Genomic DNA, 20,146 nt, shown 5'->3' with positions numbered 1-20,146 from the left:
CCTGGATGCTGAGCCGTGATCTTGAAGTGACTCTGAACAGCGCCTTTGCCAGCGCCCGCAGTAAACGCCACGAGTACATGACGGTTGAGCATCTACTGCTGGCTTTGCTGGATAACGACGTCGCTATTGATGTGCTGCTGCATTGCGGGGCTGACATTGCCCGTTTACGCGGCGGGCTGGTCGATTACATCGAATCCACCACACCTGTGCTTGCCGAGCAGGAAGAAGAGCGTGACACACAGCCGACTTTGGGTTTCCAGCGAGTCTTGCAGCGTGCCGTATTTCATGTGCAATCCTCGGGTCGCAACGAAGTCAGCGGTGGCAATGTATTGGTAGCCATTTTCAGCGAACAGGAAAGTCAGGCTGTCTACCTGTTAAGCCAGCAGGATATTGGTCGTCTTGATGTGGTGAATTACATCAGCCATGGCATCAGCAAGCAGCAGGGTGATGAGCCTGCCGAAGATGAAAACATGCAGGCCGGGCAGGGTGAAGAAGCGGGTAGTACCTCCAGCGCTCTGGAGAATTACGCCACTAATCTCAATGAACTGGCCCGGCAGGGCAAAATCGATCCGTTAATTGGACGTGACAAAGAAGTCATGCGCCTGATTCAGGTACTGTGCCGTCGGCGCAAAAACAATCCGCTGCTGGTGGGTGAATCCGGTGTTGGCAAAACAGCCGTGGTGGAAGGTTTGGCGCGCATGATCGAAGAAGATCAGGTGCCTGAGGTGCTGAAAGGGCATGTGATTTATTCGCTTGATATGGGTGCCCTGCTGGCAGGCACCAAGTATCGGGGCGACTTTGAGAAACGTTTTAAGACCTTGCTGGCGGAACTTAAAAAACAGCCGGAATCTATTCTGTTTATTGATGAAATTCATACCATTATTGGTGCTGGAGCGGCCTCCGGTGGTGTTATGGATGCATCCAACCTGTTAAAACCGATTCTCACCTCCGGAGATCTTCGCTGCGTTGGTTCAACGACCTATCAGGAGTACCGTGGTATTTTCGACAAGGACAGGGCGCTGTCACGTCGTTTCCAGAAAATCGACATTGATGAGCCCGATGTCGAAACCACCTATAAAATTCTGCGTGGCCTGAAGTCGCGTTTTGAGGCTCATCACGATCTGCGCTACAGCGATAATGCGCTGCGGGCGGCCTCCGAACTGGCCGGTCGCTATATCAATGACCGGTTCATGCCGGATAAAGCCATTGATGTGATTGATGAGGCTGGTGCTTGGCAACGGCTGCAACCGGAAAGTAAGCGTAAAAAGCTGATTCAGGCTCCGGATATGGAGCGGGTAGTGGCGTCAATTGCCCGGATTCCTCCGCAGCACGTTACCAGCTCAGATGTGGAGGCTTTGCGCGGTCTGGAATCGAAGCTGAAAATGGTAGTGTTTGGTCAGGATGAAGCCATCGTCTCTCTGGCGACAGCAATCAAGCTGTCCAGAGCCGGATTGAATACGCCGGACAAACCTATTGGTTCCTATCTGTTCGCTGGCCCCACTGGTGTGGGTAAAACAGAAGTCAGTCGTCAGTTGGCCCGTATCCTTGGCATTGAGTTGCTTCGTTTTGACATGTCAGAGTACATGGAGCGTCATACAGTTTCCCGCCTGATCGGTGCGCCACCTGGTTATGTCGGTTTTGATCAGGGTGGTTTGCTGACTGAGGCGGTAACCAAGCACCCGCATTGTGTGTTGCTGCTGGATGAGATTGAAAAGGCGCACCCGGATGTTTTCAACATTCTGTTGCAGGTTATGGATCACGGTACATTGACGGACAATAACGGTCGCAAGGCCGATTTCCGTAATGTCATTCTGATCATGACCACCAATGCCGGGGCGCAGGAAATGTCGCGCCCCTCTATTGGATTTACCCGCCAGGATCATAGCAGCGATGGTATGGAGGTGATCAAGCGCAGCTTTACACCGGAATTCCGCAATCGTCTGGACGCCGTTGTGCAATTCGGACCGCTGCAACCGCAAACTATCCGCACTGTGGTCGATAAATTCCTGGTTGAGTTGCAGGTACAACTGGATAGTAAAAAGGTGACTCTCAGTGTGGATGACAGTGCGCGCGACTGGTTTGCCGAGCATGGCTACAGTCCACAAATGGGCGCGCGGCCTATGGCTCGCCTGATTCAGGAAAAACTCAAAAAGGCGCTGGCTGATGAAATTCTGTTTGGCAGCCTGAGCAGCGGCGGCGAAGTCAAGGTCTCAATCGTGGATGGTGAGGTCAAGCTGGATATCAAACAGCGTGGCAGCAAAGCTGAGGGCAGGGAGCTCAGCACAACAGAGGATTGATGCCGCTCGGCTACTGCCGGGCTTTCCGGCGTCAGCCAGGGGGCAGGCGCCGGGACGTCAACGAGCGCGGTAAGTGATGCGTCCTTTGGTCAGGTCGTAAGGTGTCAGTTCAACTTTAACCATATCACCCGTGAGAATTCGGATGTAGTTTTTGCGCATTTTCCCTGAAATATGAGCTGTCACTATGTGACCGTTTTCAAGTTTTACGCGGAACATGGTGTTGGGAAGTGTGTCGACAACTTCGCCTTCCATTTCGATTTGATCTTCTTTAGCCATCTGGTTCTTGGTCTCACGGATTAAATTAAGCGCGCATTTTGCCTGATTTTGGTGTTAATGGCAAAGGCTTACAGTTCAGCCGTGAATTTCCAATAGCCAGTTTGATCGGGATTCTGTGCATTGCGCGACAGGCGATGCAGAAATTCAGTACGGGCCACAGGACGGGCACCCAGACTGCTCAGGTGTTCAGTTGGCATCTGACAATCAATCATGTCAAAGTGCCATTCTGACAACTGTCGGCAAAGCGCCACAAATGCAATCTTTGAAGCGTTGTCAGCCAGGCTGAACATTGACTCACCAAAGAACATCCGCCCGAGCGCTATGCCGTACAGGCCTCCCACCAATTGTTGTTGCTGCCATACTTCAACAGAGTGAGCATAGCCCAGCTTGTGCAAGGTGCGGTAAGCGCGTTGCATATCCTCGGTGATCCAGGTTCCCTGAGATTCCTGGCGCAGGCCGGCGCAATACCCGATGACCTCATCGAAAGCACAGTCCATACTGATATGGCAGGTATTGCGTCGAAGGGTTTTGCGCAGGCTGCGGGAAACATGCACCTGCGCTGGTTCCAGGACCATTCGCGGGTCTGGTGACCACCACAATATCGGGCTGCTGTCGTCATACCAGGGAAAAATACCTTGCCGGTAAGCAGCCAGTAGTCGCTCCGGTCGTAAATCTCCTCCGACCGCCAGCAAACCTGCTGGTTCTTTCAGGGCCTGGTCGGCGGGAGGAAAGGCGACGCTGTCAGCCCGCAGCCTGAACAGCCGTCCCATGGTTTACTGATCCAGGTATTTCTCGGCATCCAGCGCAGCCATACAGCCAAAGCCGGCCGAGGTAATTGCCTGGCGGTAAATATGGTCCGCTATGTCGCCGGCAGCAAACACGCCGGGCACACTGGTTTGTGTGGCATTACCATTGGTGCCGCTGTGAATCTTCAGATAACCATCATGCATCTCGAGTTGTCCCTCGAAGATATCGGAATTCGGTTTGTGTCCGATGGCGATAAATACACCGTCGACGGTTAATTCTTTTGAGCTGTTATCTTGAGTGCTGGCTACGCGGATGCCGGTCACGCCCATGTCATCGCCCAGGACTTCGCTCAGCGTGTGATTCCACAGGATCGTGACATTGCCGCTTTTTTCCTTGGCAAACAGTTTGTCCTGCAGGATTTTTTCCGCTCGCAGGCTGTCGCGTCTGTGCACCAGGGTGACATGCGAGGCGATATTGGAGAGATAGAGTGCTTCTTCCACTGCCGTGTTGCCGCCACCGATCACCGCGACCGGCTTGTTGCGGTAAAAGAATCCATCGCAGGTTGCGCAGGCACTGACGCCTTTGCCCATAAACGCCGTCTCGGATTCAAGGCCGAGGTATTGCGCTGATGCACCGGTGGCGATGATCAGTGCGTCACAGGTATAGCTGCCGCTGTCACCCTGCAAGGTAAAAGGTCGATTCTGCAGGTCAACCTTATTGATATGGTCGAATACGATGCTGGTATTGAAACGTTCGGCGTGCTGTTTCATTCGCTCCATCAGGTCCGGTCCCTGCAGACCTTCAACATCACCAGGCCAGTTATCCACATCGGTGGTTGTTGTAAGCTGACCGCCCTGAATCATGCCGGTGATGACGACCGGTTCGAGATTGGCGCGGGCCGCGTAAACAGCGGCCGTGTAACCGGCGGGGCCGGAGCCGAGGATGATTAATCGGTGATGCTGTGAATCATTCATAAAAACAGATTCCTGCTGGTTTTCGGAGTTGCGGGATAAGGTTAAGCGCTGAATTATACACGCATGGAGTCGTGCGTAGCGATTTTCAAGCGTCGCTTTATGCTATGCTCATCGTTGCTGTGGAAGTGGCGGTTCCACTGACGGCCGAAATTGCTTATGATAGCGACCATAAAACTTGAAACTGAATTAAAATATTTTCGCATCCCACTGAAAAAATATAGAAAATATGCCCAAGCAAAAAGCACAAAACGATGACGGACTAAAGCATCTGTCACAACGAATAGCCAGGGAAGGTACGCTGATTGCGGCATTCTTGCTGGGATTGTTTCTGCTGATCGCCCTGGTCAGTTACTCACCCGATGACCCTGCCTTTACGACAACTGGTAACGGGGGGGCAGTCAATAACGCTGTCGGCCATATGGGCGCCTGGCTTGCGGATGTGCTGCTGCATATGTTCGGTTATTTTGCATATGTGTTCCCCTTTGCACTGGGTTTCAAGATCGTCCGGCTGTTTCGCCAGTCAGAGGCTGATAAACCGTTTTCCGGTCTCATGCTAACCATTAAATCGGGCGGCATCATTTTGCTGGTGATTGGTGCCTGCACACTGTCCACGATGCATTTCGCCATGCCTGCAAACAGCCCCTGGCCTGCCGGCGGGTTGATCGGCGCAGCGATGGCGGATGCCAGCGTGCCGGTTTTTGCCTTGCTGGGCAGCACACTGCTTTTTCTGGCGCTGTTCCTGTTTGGGCTGACCGTACTGTTTGAGATTTCCTGGTTAAAGCTGGTGGATCAGATTGGTTACTGGACCTTGAACGGCTGGTCCAAAGGCCTTGAGTCATGGCAGGCATGGCGGGAAAAACGCCAGGAGGCGGGCAAGGTCCGTCAAGCTGTTGAGCGTCGCCAGAAGGCGCTTGAAGTGCGCGTTGAAAAAGAACGCAAACGTACGCCGCCGCGCATCGAACCGGTGGTCAGTGTGCCGCCCGCCCGCAGTCAGCGTGCAGAAAAAGAGCGCCAGACACGGCTTTTCACGGACGACAAGACGCCAGGTGAGCTACCAGCCATTGGTTTGCTGGATGAGAATAAAAAGGCTGGGCAAAAGGGCTATTCGGCAGAGTCGCTGGAGGCGATGTCGAAGTTGCTGGAGCTCAAACTGCAGGACTTTGGGGTCGAAGTCGAAGTGACTTCTGTGCATCCCGGGCCTGTTATCACCCGTTTCGAAGTGCAACCGGCGCCGGGTGTGAAGGCCAGTCGAATTACCGGTCTGGCCCGGGATCTGGCGCGATCCCTGGCCGTTGTCAGCGTCCGCGTGGTTGAGGTCATTCCCGGTAAAACGGTCATTGGCATCGAGATTCCCAACGAACAGCGTGAGATGATCATGCTCAGTCAGGTGCTGGCGTCACCTGAGTTTGATAAAGCACAGTCGGCATTGAGTATGGCGCTGGGACACGACATAGTGGGCAAGCCCGTGATTGTTGACCTGGCAAAAATGCCACACCTATTAGTGGCGGGTACGACGGGCTCAGGTAAATCTGTTGGTATTAACGCCATGATACTGAGCCTTTTGTACAAATCCACGCCTGAACATGTGCGCATGATCATGATCGATCCCAAAATGCTGGAATTGTCGGTGTATGACGGCATTCCGCATCTGCTCACACCCGTTGTCACTGACATGAAAGATGCCGCTAATGCGCTGCGCTGGTCGGTGGCAGAGATGGAGCGTCGCTACAAACTTATGTCGGCGCTGGGGGTGCGCAATCTGTCGGGTTATAACAAAAAAGTGCAGGATGCCAACAAAGCAGGGCAGCCGATTCCCGATCCGGTCTGGCGCCCGGATCCTATGGCGCTGCAGGATGATCAGGAAGCGCCCATGCTGGAAGAGTTGCCAAACATCGTGGTTATCGTGGACGAACTGGCCGACATGATGATGGTGGTTGGCAAAAAGGTTGAAGAACTGATTGCCAGGATAGCGCAGAAAGCGCGGGCCGCCGGCATTCATCTGATTCTGGCCACGCAACGACCTTCGGTGGACGTTCTGACTGGCCTGATCAAAGCCAATATACCCACGCGATTGTCGTTTATGGTGCAGTCCAAAGTGGACTCGCGCACGATCCTGGGTGAGGGCGGCGCTGAACAGTTGCTGGGCAATGGCGACATGCTGTTTCTGCCGCCTGGCGGTGGTCTTGCCAGGCGGGTGCACGGCGCCTTTGTCAGTGATGAGGAGGTACATCGCGTGGTTGCCGACTGGAAATCGCGGGGTGAGCCGGTTTATATCGACGAAATCACTCAGGGTGTGGAAGACCGGGACATGAATATGGGTATGTCCTCTGGCAGCAGCGAGGGCGGTGAAGAGGACGATGCACTGTATGACGAAGCCGTTGCTTTTGTAACTGAGTCCCGCAAGGCGTCGATTTCGGCCGTTCAACGTAAACTTCGTATCGGTTACAACAGGGCCGCCCGGATGATTGAAGCGATGGAGGCGGCTGGTGTGGTCTCTGAGATGGGCAGTAACGGCAGCCGGGAAGTGCTGGCCCCGCCACCACCCAGATGAGCGCTCAACGGCTTATGTCAGTTATGTCGCACACTTTGAATTTTGCTGGTCTGCGCCGCTGTATCAGACAGGTGTCAGCTGCTTTGCTGCTGACTTTGTCAGTAATGCCATCGCAGGCTCAGGACAGCGAAAAACTGCAGACTTTGCTGGCAGATCTGCAGACCTTCAGGGCGGATGTGCGGCAACTGGTCATGGAGTCAAGCGGCAGTATTCTGGAAGAGAGTCATATCCTGTTCATGTTGCAGCGACCCGATGGTTTTTATTGGGAGACACTGGAACCCTTCCCGGAACTGATCGTCACCGATGGTCAATGGTTGTGGAATTACCAACCTGACCTGCTGCAGTTGACCATCGACGACTGGGACAGCGATCAGTCAGAGTTGGCGGCACAATTACTCAGCGGCAGGGTCGATGAAGTGGCTGAGCAATACAGCATCAATGCGGTGCCGATCGCCGACGGTGGTATGGAATTTGTCCTGCAGCCATTGGATCCGGCCAGTCTGTATCAGCAGGTGACGCTGTATTTTGAGGGCGGAGAGCCTGAATCGATTCTGTTAGTTAACACCAATGGTCAGCGCACTTTCTGGGAATTCAACAATCGTCAGGTGAATCTGGCCCTGGCGCCGCAGCAGTTTGTGTTTCAGACGCCGGACGATGAAATGCTGGAAGTGATCGACAATCGCAGCACCGACAGTGGCGGGAATCCGTGAGGTGAGTGCCCTGCAGCCATTGGCAGCGCGAATGCGCCCTGTGCGGCTGGAACAGTATATCGGCCAGGCGCATATTCTGGGACCGGGGCGACCACTGCGTACAGCCCTGGAGCGCGGTCTGGCGCACTCAATGATTTTCTGGGGCCCTCCCGGTACCGGCAAAACCACTTTGGCTCGTCTGGTGGCTGAATACTGTGACAGCGACTTTGTGAGCCTGTCTGCGGTGCTGGCCGGCGTCAAGGATATCCGCTCGGCGGTGGCTCAGGCCAGACAACACAAGGACCTGAACGGACGGACCACCATCGTGTTTGTTGACGAAGTACACCGTTTTAACAAGAGTCAACAGGATGCCTTTTTGCCCCATATTGAAGACGGAACCCTGATCTTTATCGGCGCTACGACAGAAAATCCTTCATTCGAACTGAACAACGCATTATTGTCGCGGGCCAGAACCTATGTCCTGAAAAGTCTTGATGAGGACGATTTGTGTGCTGTGCTGGAGCAGGCACTGACAGACACCGAACGCGGTCTGGGACAGCGCCGACTCAGTATCCGTCCGGAGGACATGCAGCGACTGGTGCGTGCCGCCGATGGCGATGCCAGGCGTGCAATAAGTCTGCTCGAGATAGCCGCAGATCTGGCGGACGATGGGGCCGTGCTGGACAGCGATTGTCTGGATCAGGTACTGCAGGGTGGCAGTAAGCGTTTCGACAAGGGTGGTGATCTTTTCTACGAGCAGATCTCGGCACTGCATAAATCAGTCAGGGGATCAGCACCGGATGCGGCTCTGTATTGGCTTGCGCGGATGCTGAATGGCGGTTGTGACCCGGTTTATATCGCCCGGCGACTGGTGCGGATGGCTGCGGAAGATATCGGCAATGCCGATCCGCGGGCTCTGCAGTTGGCCATGAATGCCTGGGATGCACTGACCCGATTGGGGTCGCCCGAAGGCGAGCTGGTGCTGGCCCAGGCGGTTACCTATCTTGCCGTGGCGCCCAAGAGCAATGCTGTTTATACCGCTTTCAATAGGGTTATGGCTGATGTCGTTTCGCAGCCCTCCTATGATGTACCCGAGCATCTGCGAAACGCACCGACAAGCATGATGAAGGGGCTGGGTTATGGGGCTGGGTACCGTTATGCACATGATGAGCCTGGCGCCTATGCCGCTGGTGAAAGCTATATGCCAAAGGTTTTGCACGGCGTTCAGTATTATTACCCGGCTTCACAGGGGCTGGAGATGAAAATTGGCGAGAAGTTAAGACATCTGAAGGCCCAGGATCAGGCCAGTCGCCGTAAACGATATGATGTCGACTCATCGTCGACAGACGGTGATTCAAAATGATGTGGCTGTTTATCGCTCTGGGCGGTGCCGCAGGCGCGCTGGCTCGCTATTCTTTAATGACACTTGTACACGCCAGTCGTATCGGCACTAATGGAGCCTGGCAGTTATTACCAATTGGCACCTTGATCGTGAACGTGCTGGGATCTTTGTTGATTGGCATGCTCTACGTACTGATTATTGAGAAAATGATTCTGCCGGCGGAATTCCGTTCTTTGCTGGTGGTTGGCCTGTTGGGTGCATTCACGACATTTTCGACCTTTTCGCTCGATACTGTGCTGCTCCTGGAACAGGGATTCTGGCTGCAGGCGATCACTTATACGTTGCTGAGTGTCGTTTTGTGTGTCCTGGCAGCCTGGCTTGGCATGGCGATATTGCGTCTGGTGGCGTAAAATCAGCGCTCTGCGTTTTCGGCCCATTTATACATAAGGATTCTGGTTTCATGTTGGACCCTCGATTACTGCGTTCAGACCCTGATCGGCTGGTATCTGCCCTGAAAATTCGGGGCATCGATCTGGATATTGATTATTTCACAGAGCTGGACAATCAGCGCAAACAGCTGCAGCAGGAAACCGAGCAACTGCAGAATGAGCGCAACACGCATGCCAAAAGTATTGGCAAGGCCAAAGCAGCAGGGCAGGATGTGGCGCCACTGTTGGCCCAGGTCAGCGATCTGGGTGACAGGCTGGATGCCGCCAAGGCCGCATTGAATGATATACAGGAATCGTTCCATCAGGCCTGGATCGCTTTGCCCAATATGCCGCAGCCTGACGTGCCGACTGGCAGGGACGAAAACGACAATGTTGAACTGCATCGCTGGGGCACTCCACGCGAGCTGGATTTTGAACCCCGTGATCATGTGGAACTGGGGGAGCATCAGGCATCTCATGGCCTGGCCATGGATTTTGCCGCCGCTACCAGGCTGACCGGTTCCCGGTTCGTGGTAATGCGTGGCCGTGTTGCGCGCCTGCACCGGGCCTTGATTCAGTTTATGCTGGACCAGCACACCCTGCAGCACGGCTATGAAGAAGTTTATGTGCCCTATGTGGTCAACGCCGATTCATTGACCGGTACCGGGCAGTTACCAAAATTCGCCGAAGATCTGTTTAAACTGCATGCGGAACATGAGTTTTATCTCATTCCCACGGCGGAAGTACCTGTGACCAACCTGGTGCGGGGAGAAATCATTGGCGCTGAGCAACTACCCATCAAGTATGCCTGCCACACTCCCTGTTTCCGCAGTGAGGCGGGTAGCTACGGACGTGACACCCGTGGCATGATCAGGCAACATCAGTTCGAGAAAGTTGAACTGGTACAGATGGTCAGACCACAGGATTCCGATCGGGCGCTGAAGGAATTGACTGGCCATGCTGAGCGCATTCTGCAACTGCTGGAGTTACCTTACCGCGCCATGCAGTTATGTGGTGGTGACATGGGTGCCAGTGCTGCCCGTACCATCGACCTTGAAGTCTGGCTGCCTTCGCAAAAATGCTATCGTGAGATTTCCTCCTGCAGTAACTTTGAAGACTATCAGGCGCGCCGAATGCAGGCCCGCTGGCGTAATCCGGAAACGGGCAAACCGGAATTGCTGCATACCCTGAACGGCTCCGGGCTGGCGATCGGTCGCACGCTAGTGGCCATTCTGGAAAATTATCAGCAGGCCGACGGTTCAGTCACTATTCCCTCTGTGCTGGTGCCCTATATGGGCGGCATCACAACCCTCTGATATGGACTATCTGCCGGTATTCATGCAAATCACCGGTCGGCGCTGCCTGCTGGTTGGCGCCGGCGAGGTAGCCTCGCGCAAGGCGGCATTGCTGCTGCGCTGCGGAGCCTGTCTGATCGTGGTTGCGCCGTGGGTCAGTGATGCGGTGAAAGCGCTGATTGATACGCATGGCGGAGAGATCCATGAACGGCCATTTGAGGATTCGGATCTTGAGGGTGTAGTTCTGGTGGTAGCCGCGACAGACGATGACCAGGTCAATCGCCGTGTGTCGGAGCTGGCAACGGCGCGCCAGTTACCAGTGAATGTCGTTGATCAGACTGAGCTTTGTAGTTTCATTGTACCCGCCATTGTCGATCGTTCGCCTGTGGTAGTGGCGATATCTACCGGTGGCAGCTCGCCGGTGCTCACGCGGCGCATTAAGGAACAGATCGAGATACAATTACCAGCAGCGCTGGGTGCACTGGCAGCGCAACTGGGCAGTTTTCGCGATCGTGTAAAGCAGCAGCTCAGTGACTTCAGGCAACGCACCCGGTTCTGGGAACGACTGCTGAGCGGGCCCATGCCGGACCTTTATCTTTCCGGGCAGCAAGAGCAAGCCATGCGCCTGTTTGAAGACACCCTGGTTTCTGATCTTCATGAATCGGGGCAGGGCGAAGTATATCTGGTAGGTGCCGGCCCCGGTGATCCTGATCTGCTGACTCTGAAGGCACTGCGTCTGATGTACGCGGCTGATGTGGTTCTGTACGACCGACTGGTATCACCGGAGATTATGCAGCGCGTGCGTCCGGATGCCGAACGGATCTTTGTTGGAAAGGAAGCCAAACATCATCCGGTGCCTCAGGAAGAAATCAATGAGCGCCTGGTCACTCTGGCCCGCGAGGGTCTGAAGGTGCTTCGCCTTAAAGGCGGTGATCCCTTTATTTTTGGTCGTGGCGGCGAAGAGATTGACCGTCTGACCGCCGAAGGCATTCCGTTTCAGGTTGTACCCGGCATTACGGCAGCGTCTGGCTGTTCGGCTTATGCCGGTATTCCTCTGACCCACCGGGATTTTTCGCAGTCGGTTCGCTTTGTCACCGGCCATTTGAAAAATGAGCAACCTGATTTGAATTGGTCCGCCCTGGTGGACGAAGAACAGACCCTGGTGATTTATATGGGACTGCTGACTCTACAGACCATATGTGAACAGTTGATTGCGCACGGGATGTCGACAGCAATGCCGGTCGCCATTGTCGAGCAGGGAACGCTGCCGAGACAGCGTGTACTGACCGGAACTGTCAGCGATATTGCGCACAGAGCCGCAGAGCTGGGTGTCAAAGCGCCGGCGATCATCATTATTGGTCAGGTGGTCAGGTTGCAGAACCGGCTTGCCTGGTTTGGCGAGACTGCACTTTGAACCTCAAACCGGGCAGGTAATAGCCCAGTGTGATGGCACGCGTGACCACATACATGACAAATGCCCACCAGAGCCCGATTACCCCATGCTGCTCGCCCAGAACCACGCTGAGTGGCACAAACACCAATACTGAGAGTATTGAAGCGTTACGCATCTGTGCGGTCTGAGTCGTCCCGATAAAAACCCCGTCAAGCTGGAATGCGGCAAATGCCAATGCAACATAAAGCGCTGCCAGGTGCATCGAATCCGTTGCCGCCAGCCAGACAGCCGGATGCTGACTGAGGAGCGGCACAATTAGTTCTCCGCCCCAATAGATAATGCTCGCCAATACCAGTGCGCTGCCACCGGCAAGGCAGGAGCTGCGCCACAATGCCTGATCAAACAGATGGTCATCGCCTGCGCCCATAGCTTCTCCGACCAGCGCTTCTGCCACATAAGCATAGGCATCCAGAAAAAAAGCGGAGAATGAGATCAACTGCAACAGGATATGGTTAGCGGCCAACACCTCATCCCCATATGTGGCACTCTGGCGTACAAACCAGGCAAAGCTGGCCACCATCAACAGGGTTCTGATCATAATGTCGCGGTTGACACTCAGGGTGTGCAACAAACCGGTCGCATCGTGCAATAGTGACCAGGGAATCAGGGGTAAAGTTGTGTCAGTCGCTCTTTCGCGCAAAGATCGCACAACAATAAACAGCGCCAGAAGTAAACTGCTCCACTCCGCGATTGCGGTCCCAAGCGCGATACCGGTTGCGCCCATTTCCAGAACGCCAGCAAACAGAATATCCAGAACAATATTCAATCCGTTCATAAACAGCTGCACAGCAAGCAGGGATTTACTTTTCCCCAGTCCAATCAGACAGCCCATCAGTGCAAATAGTATAAGCGCAGCCGGTGCACCCCATATTCGGGTTTGTATATAGCTATGTGTCATCGCTTCAACAGTGTCACTTCCTTGAAGAAGTAGAAGTGACAGGGTGCTGATGGGCGATTGAATCAGGATCAGTAAAAAGCCGATAATGGCGCCGATAAACACTGCTCGCCAAACGGCTGCTCTGATTTCAGCTTCATCACGCGCGCCCACGGCCTGTGCTACAAAGCCGGTTGTGCCCATGCGCAGAAAGCCAAAACTCCAGTATACAAAACTGAAGACAATTGACCCGAATGCAATAGCGCCAAGTGCCTCCAGTGAGCCGTAGTTGCCGATTACCGCGGTATCAGAAAGACCCAAGAGCGGAACCGACGCATTGGCCAGCATGACTGGCCAAGCTCTTTGCAGGATGTGCCGATAGGAAACAGTTCTAGTGGGCGCCGTCGGTGTGTTGGCCATCGGGAAGCGGGTCAGTCTATCAGGTGATAGTGATCGCGCAGCACAGCGATGATTTCAGCCTTGGGATTTTCCGGTCGATAGACATGCTGGCCGGTTATTTTTTCGGCCATGCCGATATAGGTATCGGAGACATCCATGATGGCCTGTAAGGGCAGTGCGGTATCACAGGCCAGCGCAAGCCGTTCATTCATTCTCGATTTGTTCAGCAGAATATCAGGGTCGCTGAAGTGGCCGAGCAAAAACTGCCTGAACGCCTCTTTGGACTGCTCAACGATGCGTCCTTCGCGATAGGCCGGTCCATCCCAGATTCTGGAAGAGTCAGGTGTTCCGACTTCGTCCATATAGATCAGTTTTTCCTGACCGTTTCGATCTGTCACATAACCAAATTCAAATTTGGTATCAACAAAAATCTGGTCGATGCTCTGGAGTTCTTCGCTGATGGTGGCAAAACCTTCTGTCAGAAGCTGTTCATATAGAGCGATATGGTCGGGGCTGCGGAAACCAAAAGCCTCAGCGTTGTCGGCAATCTGTTGGCGGGAAATATTAACGTCATCAGCTTCCGGGACACCCGGTATGCCGCGCAGGATACCCTTGGTAGATGGCGTTATGAGCAATTCCGGTAAGCGCTGATCTTTTTGCAAACCATCGGGCAGTTGAATACCGCAGAATTCGCGCTCGCCCTGCTGATAGGCGCGCCACATGGAGCCGGTAATATACTGTCGACAGATGGCCTCGATTTTTACCGGACGGGCTTTTTGCACGATCCAGACAAATGGGTGGGGTATATCGAGTATGTGGGCATCGGCCAGCCCCTGATTGCGGAACTGACTGAACCAGTGACTGGCAATCGCGTTCAGTGCGGCACCCTTGCCAGGTACGCCGTTAACACCACCTTCGGCGTGCCAGATGCAATCAAAGGCAGACAGCCGGTCACTGATGACCATCACGGCCAGAGGCGCATCGGGCAGAACCGGATAGTCACGTTCGCGGATAAGACGGGCGCTGTCCTCAGCCGTCAGCCAGTATACTGAGCGGACTTTACCGCTATGCACCGGCTGAGCCGTGCGGATTGGAAGATCATCGTTTACGGCCAGCACACTATCTGCAAGATTCATGGTCATTTTTTCTGCCTGAAAAGTCGCCTGAAAAGTTAAAGGTGAATCATATCAGAAACCGGGCCGACTCCATCAGAAACAGTTGGCGGGTCTTGGCAGTCCGGCAATACGGCTTACGCTAAGCGCGGGTTTGCCGCCAAACAGGCGCATCAGGTAGATGCTTTTGCCTTTTTCCGCGCCCGCTTTTTCAGCGATGAGGTTGATCAGGGGGCGGGTGGCAGGGGACAGGCCGGTCTCGGCGTAGAACTGACGAACGATATTGATGATCTGCCAGTGAGCATCCGTGAGCTTGATCGCTTCGGTCTGTGCCAGCGCGTCGGCGACCCGCTCATTCCAGTCTGCCAGGTTTTTCAGGTAACCATCTTTATCGAGGGCAATTGCACGTTGTTCTACCCAGAGTGTAACCGGCGTCTTGCCTTTCATCCTTTTATGTCCAACTGATGCTGTTGTCATGCTCACATACCAGCCGCACAAAATCGGCATAGTTTGCTGTTGGCAACGCGTTTGCCTGCAATCCTCGCGCCAGTAGATCTTCTTCCAGAAGGTAACAGGCTATTGTTGACGGAAGTTGCACGGAACTATTCAGAATATACACTCCGTTTTCAATAAACAGCAGGGAATCGCCCTCAGCAAGCAGGCTCAGGCAGCGCTGCAGGCTGTCTGAGGAAAACGGCGAACAACTGACAATATGCAATGTTGTCATAGGCTAATCACTGTGTCTGATCGATGTAGCAGGGCGCTTATTTCCTGCCACCCGCTAACTCGCGCTGAAATACTCAGGTCCTCTGCAGCAAGCCCGCGTTGCTGCAGAGATTCGCTGGCAACATAGACCGTTTCGATGCCATATAATGGCAGTGCCGTAAGCGCAGCTGAGGTATTTTTGGCACCGATTGCGGCCGGATCCTGCTTGGCCAGCAATTGAAACACACCATCATCCATAAAGATCAACTGCACGGACTGTTCAAACACGGCTGCCGACAATGCCATGTCCAGAGTTGCTTTAGCCCGGCTGCTCCCATAGGGAGCCTGACGGATGATGAGACTGATGACCTTGTTTTTGCTCATGATCCAAAGCTCACTACACGGTCAGAATGAATACAGGCATCAACCCATTGCCCCAGTCCGGAGATCTCAAACCCGCTGGCCAGTGTCTTGGCGGATTTTTCATAGCGTCGGGCTTCTTCTGCATTGAGAATGCCCCGTTTGAGTGCTGAGGCGACACAAACCACGGCATCCAGTTTGTTTTCCTTGATCAGGGTTTGCCATTGCTGTGAAAGGTGCGATTCGTCCTGTGGAAATACGCTCAGCTCATTGGCAGTATTGACGCCCTGTTCATAAAAAAACAGCCGGTAAATCTGATGGCCGGCTGCCAGCGCAGCGCGGCAAAAATGCAGGGCGCTGGCATTGGCCTGCTGATCGGCGGGGGCGGCGTAGATGACCACACTGATTTTCACAATCGATGATTTCCTGATGACGTGTGCGCGATTATAACGCGAGGCGGCCCTGTAACAAAAAGCCCCGCAGAGCGGGGCTTGGGCAGAGCGATCAGCTATTCCAGCTGCGACAGGGCGATTTTATTCTTCGCCGCTCAGTGCTGTCAGCAGATTCAGCAGGCTGATGAAAATATTATAAATCGACACATACAGCGTCACGGTTGCCAGAATGTAATTTCGTTCGCCACCATTAATAATGGCGCCGGTCTGCATCAGGATCGCGGCGCTGGAAAACAGCATGAATGCGCCTGACAGTGCCAGTTGCAATGCCGGAATCTGCATAAACAGATTAGCAATAAACATGGCAATAATGACCAGAAAGCCGGCAAACATGAAGCCACTCAGGAAGCTGAAATCCTTACGGCTGACCAGGGCATAGGCTGACAGGCCGAAGAAAATAAAGGCAGTGCCGCCCAGAGCAGTCATTACCAGTTGACTGCCATTGGCGCTGGCCATGTAGAACCCAAGAATTGGCCCCAGTGTGTAGCCCATGAAACCGGTCAGCGCAAAAACTGACAGTAATCCCCAGGCGCTGTTGGCCAGTTTATGTGTCAGGAAAAGCAGGCCGTAAAAACCGATAAGCATCACCCAAATGTTCACAGGCGCTGCGTTGCTGGCCATGGCAAAGGCTGCAGTGAGCGCGCTGAATGCGAGCGTCAGACCCAGTAACAGATAGGTGTTTTTAAGAACCTTGTTTACAGCAACAGCAGAATCCTGCCCCTGAGCTGTGGTACTGCGCGTGGTTCCAAGCTGATACTGACTCATAAAGGTAAACCTCCGGTTTAAACTATGGTTAACGTCTTCCTGCGTGTAATCATACTGACTGCCGGGGCGAAATCAACGAATTTCGTCGCCGGATCTGCATCTGATGAGACCGGCCATCACGAGATTTACATTCTGCTGTTGACTGATTCTGAAATTATAGTAACATGCCGCTTCTCGCGCTGCGGAGGGGTGGCAGAGCGGTTGAATGCACCGGTCTTGAAAACCGGCATAGGTTAATAGCCTATCCAGGGTTCGAATCCCTGCCCCTCCGCCATCTAATATTTTTCCAAGCCAGAAGCCATCTCCAATCCCGAAAATATTCCCATCACCGGGAAGCGGGCAGGGATGCGAACCCGTCATCAGGGTTCGACAACTTGCATAGCAAGTTGAGACGAGCGCAAAGCGCGAAGCCCGCAGGGTTAAACAGCCCAAAGGCTGTTTAACAAATCCCTGCCCCAGTTGTTGCGCCTTAATCGAACCAGCAAGCCAGCCTTACCCAATCATTAACATTAAACAATGCCGCAGCCGTGGTCTGAGTGAGTCTCAATCACCCCAACTCCATCACAGTCACTCCGTTATAAACCTCTTCCAGCCACTGCAAATCCTCAAGCTGATTGCCCGGCGTACTGATTGCCGCTGCAGCTGCCGCTACACCATAGACGAAGGCCTCGCGAACGGGTCGCTGTTCAAACAGCTTCCAGGTCATCACCGACACAAAGGCATCTCCGGCGCCAGCATGGCTGACGACATCAACAACAGGCGGGCGGGCGTGCAATAGTTCTCCTGAGCGACTCGCCAGCAATGCACCATCAGGCCCCAGCGTCAGTACCAGATGCTCAAGCTGACGCTGTTCGCACACACTTTGAAGAACTTTAATGCGCGATGCCGGATCCTTTTCGCCCCGGTATCCCAGCGCCTCAAAATCCTCCCGATTAAGCTTGGCAGCCAACACACCAGGTCCCAGTGCCCTCAACAGCGCAGGTCCTGACGTGTCGAGTATCACTTTAATACCGGCGGCCTGGCATGACGCTACCAGTTCCTCCGTAAACTGCGGAGGTACACCAACAGGCAGGCTGCCGCTGATGACCAGCATGGACGGCTGCGGAGAAAGTGACATGATGGCGTGTTTGCAGGTCTGCCATTCCGTCTCGCTTAGCTCTGCACCCGGAAATACCAGGTGCAGATTTTGCCCGCTGGCAGTTTCGCTGAGCACAATATTCTGAGTGGTTTCTTGCTTGATTGGTATGTGTAGATAATCCAGTGACCCGTCTTGCAATAGCTGCCGCAGTAGTTCCCCGTGATGCCCGCCAGCAGGAAACACTGCCGTGACCGCAAGCCCAAAGCGTTTGAGATTACGGGCAACATTAATGCCACCTCCACCGGGCAGGCGCTCTTTAATCTGACAGCGAGTTTTGCTGTCGTAGTAAAACTGATCCGTGCGGGCAAACATGTCTACCGCCGGACTCATGGTAAGTGTCGCAATAGTTTTGATGGCGGTGCCTCCAGGGACTGTCACTGACGCTGAAAACTTTCTGCAAACTCGTATTGTTGCGCGCTGTTTTTAATCAGGTCGTGTAACAGGGCGAGCACCATTGCAGTTCCGGATTCAACGGCGCTGTTATGCTGATCCATCTGACTGCGCAGTGCCTCGGAGCTGTCATGCGAAATCAGAGGCGGGCGATGCACAGGTTGACTGGCTACAAAAAGGTCGCTGCGGATACGTGCCAGTTCGTTCAGATTATTGGCCGGTTCCGGTATGTCACCAAGAATCAGGCGCATACGACTGCGGATTCGATCGAGTGAATCAGCCTGACGACAGTCAAGCAACTGCTCAAGCTGATAAACCACCATGAGAGCAGTCCGGGCGCTGGATTCATGACGCTGCTGAGCGACTTTAAGCAGCGAGAATAGTGTTTTGTTAATGCGGCTGATGGCCGTAGTGACCTGACTGCTGCCGCACATTTCCAGCCAATTCCAGACCTGTGCAAAGTCAAGAGGCTTTATTGAAGGCCATGCATTGTAATGCGCGGCTTTGGCGGCGCCGTACAGTATTCTGCTGTCAAACTCCTGAGCTTCGTAGCGGTGTGCGACGGACTCAGCGAAGCGGGTATGTAAAAACTGAATTGAACCGGGTTGCGCCAGGTTGGCAGCCAGCACCAGTTGCTGCAGATAGACGGTGGCGACACGATAAAACTCAGCGTCAGACAGCTTGTCGTCAGGATGGCTGAGCGTCATACGTAGCGTGGCGTCAGTTTTAAGAGTGTGATTCTCGATATGTTGCTTCAGATAGTGATCAAAGCTGCCGGACTGCTTATGTGCCTGCTCTAAACGCTCAACAAGCTGGCTGAAATCACAGCCAATACTGAATTGTGCGCCAGCGTGATAGTCCGTTTCTGGCGCACTGAATTCAATGTGTTGCAAGACATCACTGACAGACTGCCAGAGATTGATGGTTTTGGCCGTCTCGGCTGCATTACCGGGCGGTATGGCACTGCCAATATAAAAATCAATGGTAGCGCTGGATGTCATACGGAGCTCCTTTATCATCCTGACAGGAATCAAACTTGAACGATTATCGGGCGACCATACCGCCGTCTACGGCCAGTGCCTGACCTGTGACAAAAGAAGCACCGGGTAGAGACAACCAGACGACGGCAGAGGCGACTTCGTCAGGCACGCCCATGCGATTCATCGGATGCAGTGCGGCGAACTGTGCCTCAACCTCTGCATCTTGGTGAGTGATGCGATCTATCATAGCGGTTTTTATGGCGCCGGGGCAGACAGCGTTGATGCGAATTCCCTGCTCAGCGTATTCCAGGGCAGCGGCTCTTGTCAGCTGGACTACACCACCTTTGGAGGCACAATAGGCTGGCAGGCCAGCGAAACCAACCAGCCCGGCAACAGACGCCATATTGACGATTGAACCCTGCTTGCGGGGCAGCATGATCCGAAGTTGCGCCTGCATACACAGAAATACACCGCGCAGGTTTACCCCGATAACCCTATCGAAATTTTCCAGACTTGTTTCCGCAGTTGGAGCCTGCAGCCCCTCAATTCCAGCATTGTTGCAGGCGTAGTCCAGTTGCCCGAAGCGTTGCATGATCGCATTGTGCAATTGCGTGACGTCGTCCGGATCCGCGGTATTGGCGCACACTGCCAGCACCTCACAACCAGTGGTTTTTAATAGCTGCTCACTTTGCTGCAAACCGGTTTCATCTACATCTGCGATCACGAGACGACAATGTTCTTTTGCGAAGGCCAACGCTGTTGCTCTCCCCAGCCCCGCTGCGGCGCCTGTTACCAGTGCGACAGGCTTGGTATCCGGATTTGTTGTGGTATTGTTCATTATGAAACTCCAAACTGTGTTGTAGGTGGTCACACTGATGGTTGCTGTCTGAGCATGCCATGGCCATTGAAACAGCACAAG

General features: G+C 53.9%; 20 protein-coding genes and 1 tRNA gene. 8 read left to right on the top strand and 13 right to left on the bottom strand.

The genetic code is table 11. The features are described 5' to 3' along the window. The first annotated feature begins 5 nt into the window (after window positions 1-5). Window positions 6-2,297 carry an ATP-dependent Clp protease ATP-binding subunit ClpA gene (clpA, locus tag PS2015_RS07780; protein WP_058021675.1) on the top strand — a complete coding sequence of 764 codons (2,292 nt, stop codon included), beginning with the start codon at window positions 6-8 and terminating at the stop codon, window positions 2,295-2,297. A gap of 57 nt (window positions 2,298-2,354) precedes the next feature. Here the strand turns inward: clpA and infA are convergent, their stop codons facing one another. The 3 genes from infA to trxB all read right to left on the bottom strand — a co-directional run bounded on the left by infA (window position 2,355) and on the right by trxB (window position 4,294). Further along, window positions 2,355-2,573, bottom strand: a complete 219-nt coding sequence (infA, locus tag PS2015_RS07775) for a translation initiation factor IF-1 (RefSeq protein ID WP_058021674.1) — start codon at window positions 2,571-2,573, stop codon at window positions 2,355-2,357. Between the two features lie 68 nt (window positions 2,574-2,641). Then, window positions 2,642-3,343 (bottom strand): leucyl/phenylalanyl-tRNA--protein transferase, encoded by a 702-nt coding sequence (gene aat / locus PS2015_RS07770; protein ID WP_058021673.1) that lies wholly within the window; start codon window positions 3,341-3,343, stop codon window positions 2,642-2,644. A 3-nt stretch (window positions 3,344-3,346) separates the two neighbouring features. Next, entirely contained in the window at window positions 3,347-4,294 is a 948-nt protein-coding gene (trxB, locus tag PS2015_RS07765; protein ID WP_058021672.1) for a thioredoxin-disulfide reductase, read from the bottom strand. A gap of 226 nt (window positions 4,295-4,520) precedes the next feature. On the opposite strand from trxB, the gene PS2015_RS07760 reads away from it, so the two are divergent. The 6 genes from PS2015_RS07760 to cysG all read left to right on the top strand — a co-directional run bounded on the left by PS2015_RS07760 (window position 4,521) and on the right by cysG (window position 12,013). Beyond that, window positions 4,521-6,845 carry a DNA translocase FtsK gene (locus PS2015_RS07760; RefSeq protein ID WP_058021671.1) on the top strand — a complete coding sequence of 775 codons (2,325 nt, stop codon included), beginning with the start codon at window positions 4,521-4,523 and terminating at the stop codon, window positions 6,843-6,845. A gap of 83 nt (window positions 6,846-6,928) precedes the next feature. After that, entirely contained in the window at window positions 6,929-7,555 is a 627-nt protein-coding gene (gene lolA / locus PS2015_RS07755; protein WP_169792283.1) for an outer membrane lipoprotein periplasmic chaperone LolA, read from the top strand. A 31-nt stretch (window positions 7,556-7,586) separates the two neighbouring features. Further along, window positions 7,587-8,897, top strand: coding sequence for a replication-associated recombination protein A (locus PS2015_RS07750; protein WP_082628221.1), 1,311 nt, complete (start codon window positions 7,587-7,589; stop codon window positions 8,895-8,897). After that, window positions 8,894-9,286, top strand: a complete 393-nt coding sequence (crcB, locus tag PS2015_RS07745) for a fluoride efflux transporter CrcB (protein WP_058021668.1) — start codon at window positions 8,894-8,896, stop codon at window positions 9,284-9,286. Before PS2015_RS07750 ends, crcB begins: the two co-directional genes overlap by 4 nt. A gap of 50 nt (window positions 9,287-9,336) precedes the next feature. Further along, the gene (gene serS, locus PS2015_RS07740) at window positions 9,337-10,620 is read left to right on the top strand and encodes a serine--tRNA ligase (protein WP_058021667.1); all 1,284 of its coding nucleotides are present in this window, start codon (window positions 9,337-9,339) and stop codon (window positions 10,618-10,620) included. 1 nt (window position 10,621) lies between these two features. Further along, a complete protein-coding gene (gene cysG, locus PS2015_RS07735) occupies window positions 10,622-12,013 on the top strand; it encodes a siroheme synthase CysG (RefSeq protein WP_058021666.1) in 1,392 nt (463 codons plus the stop codon). On the opposite strand, the gene PS2015_RS07730 is transcribed toward cysG, so the two are convergent. The 7 genes from PS2015_RS07730 to PS2015_RS07700 form a co-directional block, all read right to left on the bottom strand. Beyond that, window positions 11,967-13,274 carry an MATE family efflux transporter gene (locus PS2015_RS07730; RefSeq protein ID WP_237113295.1) on the bottom strand — a complete coding sequence of 436 codons (1,308 nt, stop codon included), beginning with the start codon at window positions 13,272-13,274 and terminating at the stop codon, window positions 11,967-11,969. The two genes, cysG and PS2015_RS07730, sit on opposite strands and share 47 nt — an antisense overlap. Before the next feature lie 83 nt (window positions 13,275-13,357). Beyond that, window positions 13,358-14,467: a phosphoribosylaminoimidazolesuccinocarboxamide synthase gene (locus PS2015_RS07725; RefSeq protein WP_335338223.1), complete on the bottom strand. Its 1,110-nt coding sequence runs from the start codon at window positions 14,465-14,467 to the stop codon at window positions 13,358-13,360. Window positions 14,468-14,533: 66 nt separating this feature from the next. After that, window positions 14,534-14,884, bottom strand: a complete 351-nt coding sequence (locus tag PS2015_RS07720) for a TusE/DsrC/DsvC family sulfur relay protein (protein ID WP_058021664.1) — start codon at window positions 14,882-14,884, stop codon at window positions 14,534-14,536. A gap of 4 nt (window positions 14,885-14,888) precedes the next feature. Further along, a complete protein-coding gene (gene tusB, locus PS2015_RS07715) occupies window positions 14,889-15,164 on the bottom strand; it encodes a sulfurtransferase complex subunit TusB (RefSeq protein ID WP_058021663.1) in 276 nt (91 codons plus the stop codon). Then, window positions 15,161-15,526, bottom strand: a complete 366-nt coding sequence (gene tusC / locus PS2015_RS07710; RefSeq protein WP_058021662.1) for a sulfurtransferase complex subunit TusC — start codon at window positions 15,524-15,526, stop codon at window positions 15,161-15,163. The genes tusB and tusC overlap by 4 nt, the downstream gene beginning before the upstream one ends. Continuing rightward, window positions 15,523-15,915 (bottom strand): sulfurtransferase complex subunit TusD, encoded by a 393-nt coding sequence (gene tusD / locus PS2015_RS07705; protein WP_058021661.1) that lies wholly within the window; start codon window positions 15,913-15,915, stop codon window positions 15,523-15,525. Before tusD ends, tusC begins: the two co-directional genes overlap by 4 nt. Window positions 15,916-16,035: 120 nt before the next feature. Then, window positions 16,036-16,719 carry a Bax inhibitor-1/YccA family protein gene (locus PS2015_RS07700; protein WP_058021660.1) on the bottom strand — a complete coding sequence of 228 codons (684 nt, stop codon included), beginning with the start codon at window positions 16,717-16,719 and terminating at the stop codon, window positions 16,036-16,038. 183 nt (window positions 16,720-16,902) lie between these two features. Between PS2015_RS07700 and PS2015_RS07695 the strand changes: the two genes are divergently transcribed. Further along, window positions 16,903-16,993: transfer RNA gene (locus tag PS2015_RS07695), tRNA-Ser, on the top strand. Between the two features lie 273 nt (window positions 16,994-17,266). Here PS2015_RS07695 and PS2015_RS07690 read toward each other — a convergent pair. From PS2015_RS07690 to PS2015_RS07680, 3 genes are read right to left on the bottom strand one after another with little or no spacing between them, the layout of a single operon-like run. Continuing rightward, window positions 17,267-18,235: a 1-phosphofructokinase family hexose kinase gene (locus PS2015_RS07690; RefSeq protein WP_156412688.1), complete on the bottom strand. Its 969-nt coding sequence runs from the start codon at window positions 18,233-18,235 to the stop codon at window positions 17,267-17,269. After that, window positions 18,232-19,248, bottom strand: a complete 1,017-nt coding sequence (locus tag PS2015_RS07685) for a hypothetical protein (RefSeq protein WP_058021658.1) — start codon at window positions 19,246-19,248, stop codon at window positions 18,232-18,234. Before PS2015_RS07685 ends, PS2015_RS07690 begins: the two co-directional genes overlap by 4 nt. A gap of 43 nt (window positions 19,249-19,291) precedes the next feature. Further along, complete coding sequence (locus tag PS2015_RS07680) at window positions 19,292-20,065, bottom strand: glucose 1-dehydrogenase (protein ID WP_058023209.1); 774 nt, start codon at window positions 20,063-20,065, stop codon at window positions 19,292-19,294. Window positions 20,066-20,146 lie beyond the last annotated feature (81 nt).

It is taken from the genome of Pseudohongiella spirulinae (assembly GCF_001444425.1).
Classification (GTDB): Bacteria; Pseudomonadota; Gammaproteobacteria; order Pseudomonadales; family Pseudohongiellaceae; genus Pseudohongiella; species Pseudohongiella spirulinae.
The sequence above is the reverse complement of the archived record's forward strand: the minus strand, read 5'-3'. Positions and strand labels throughout refer to the sequence as shown.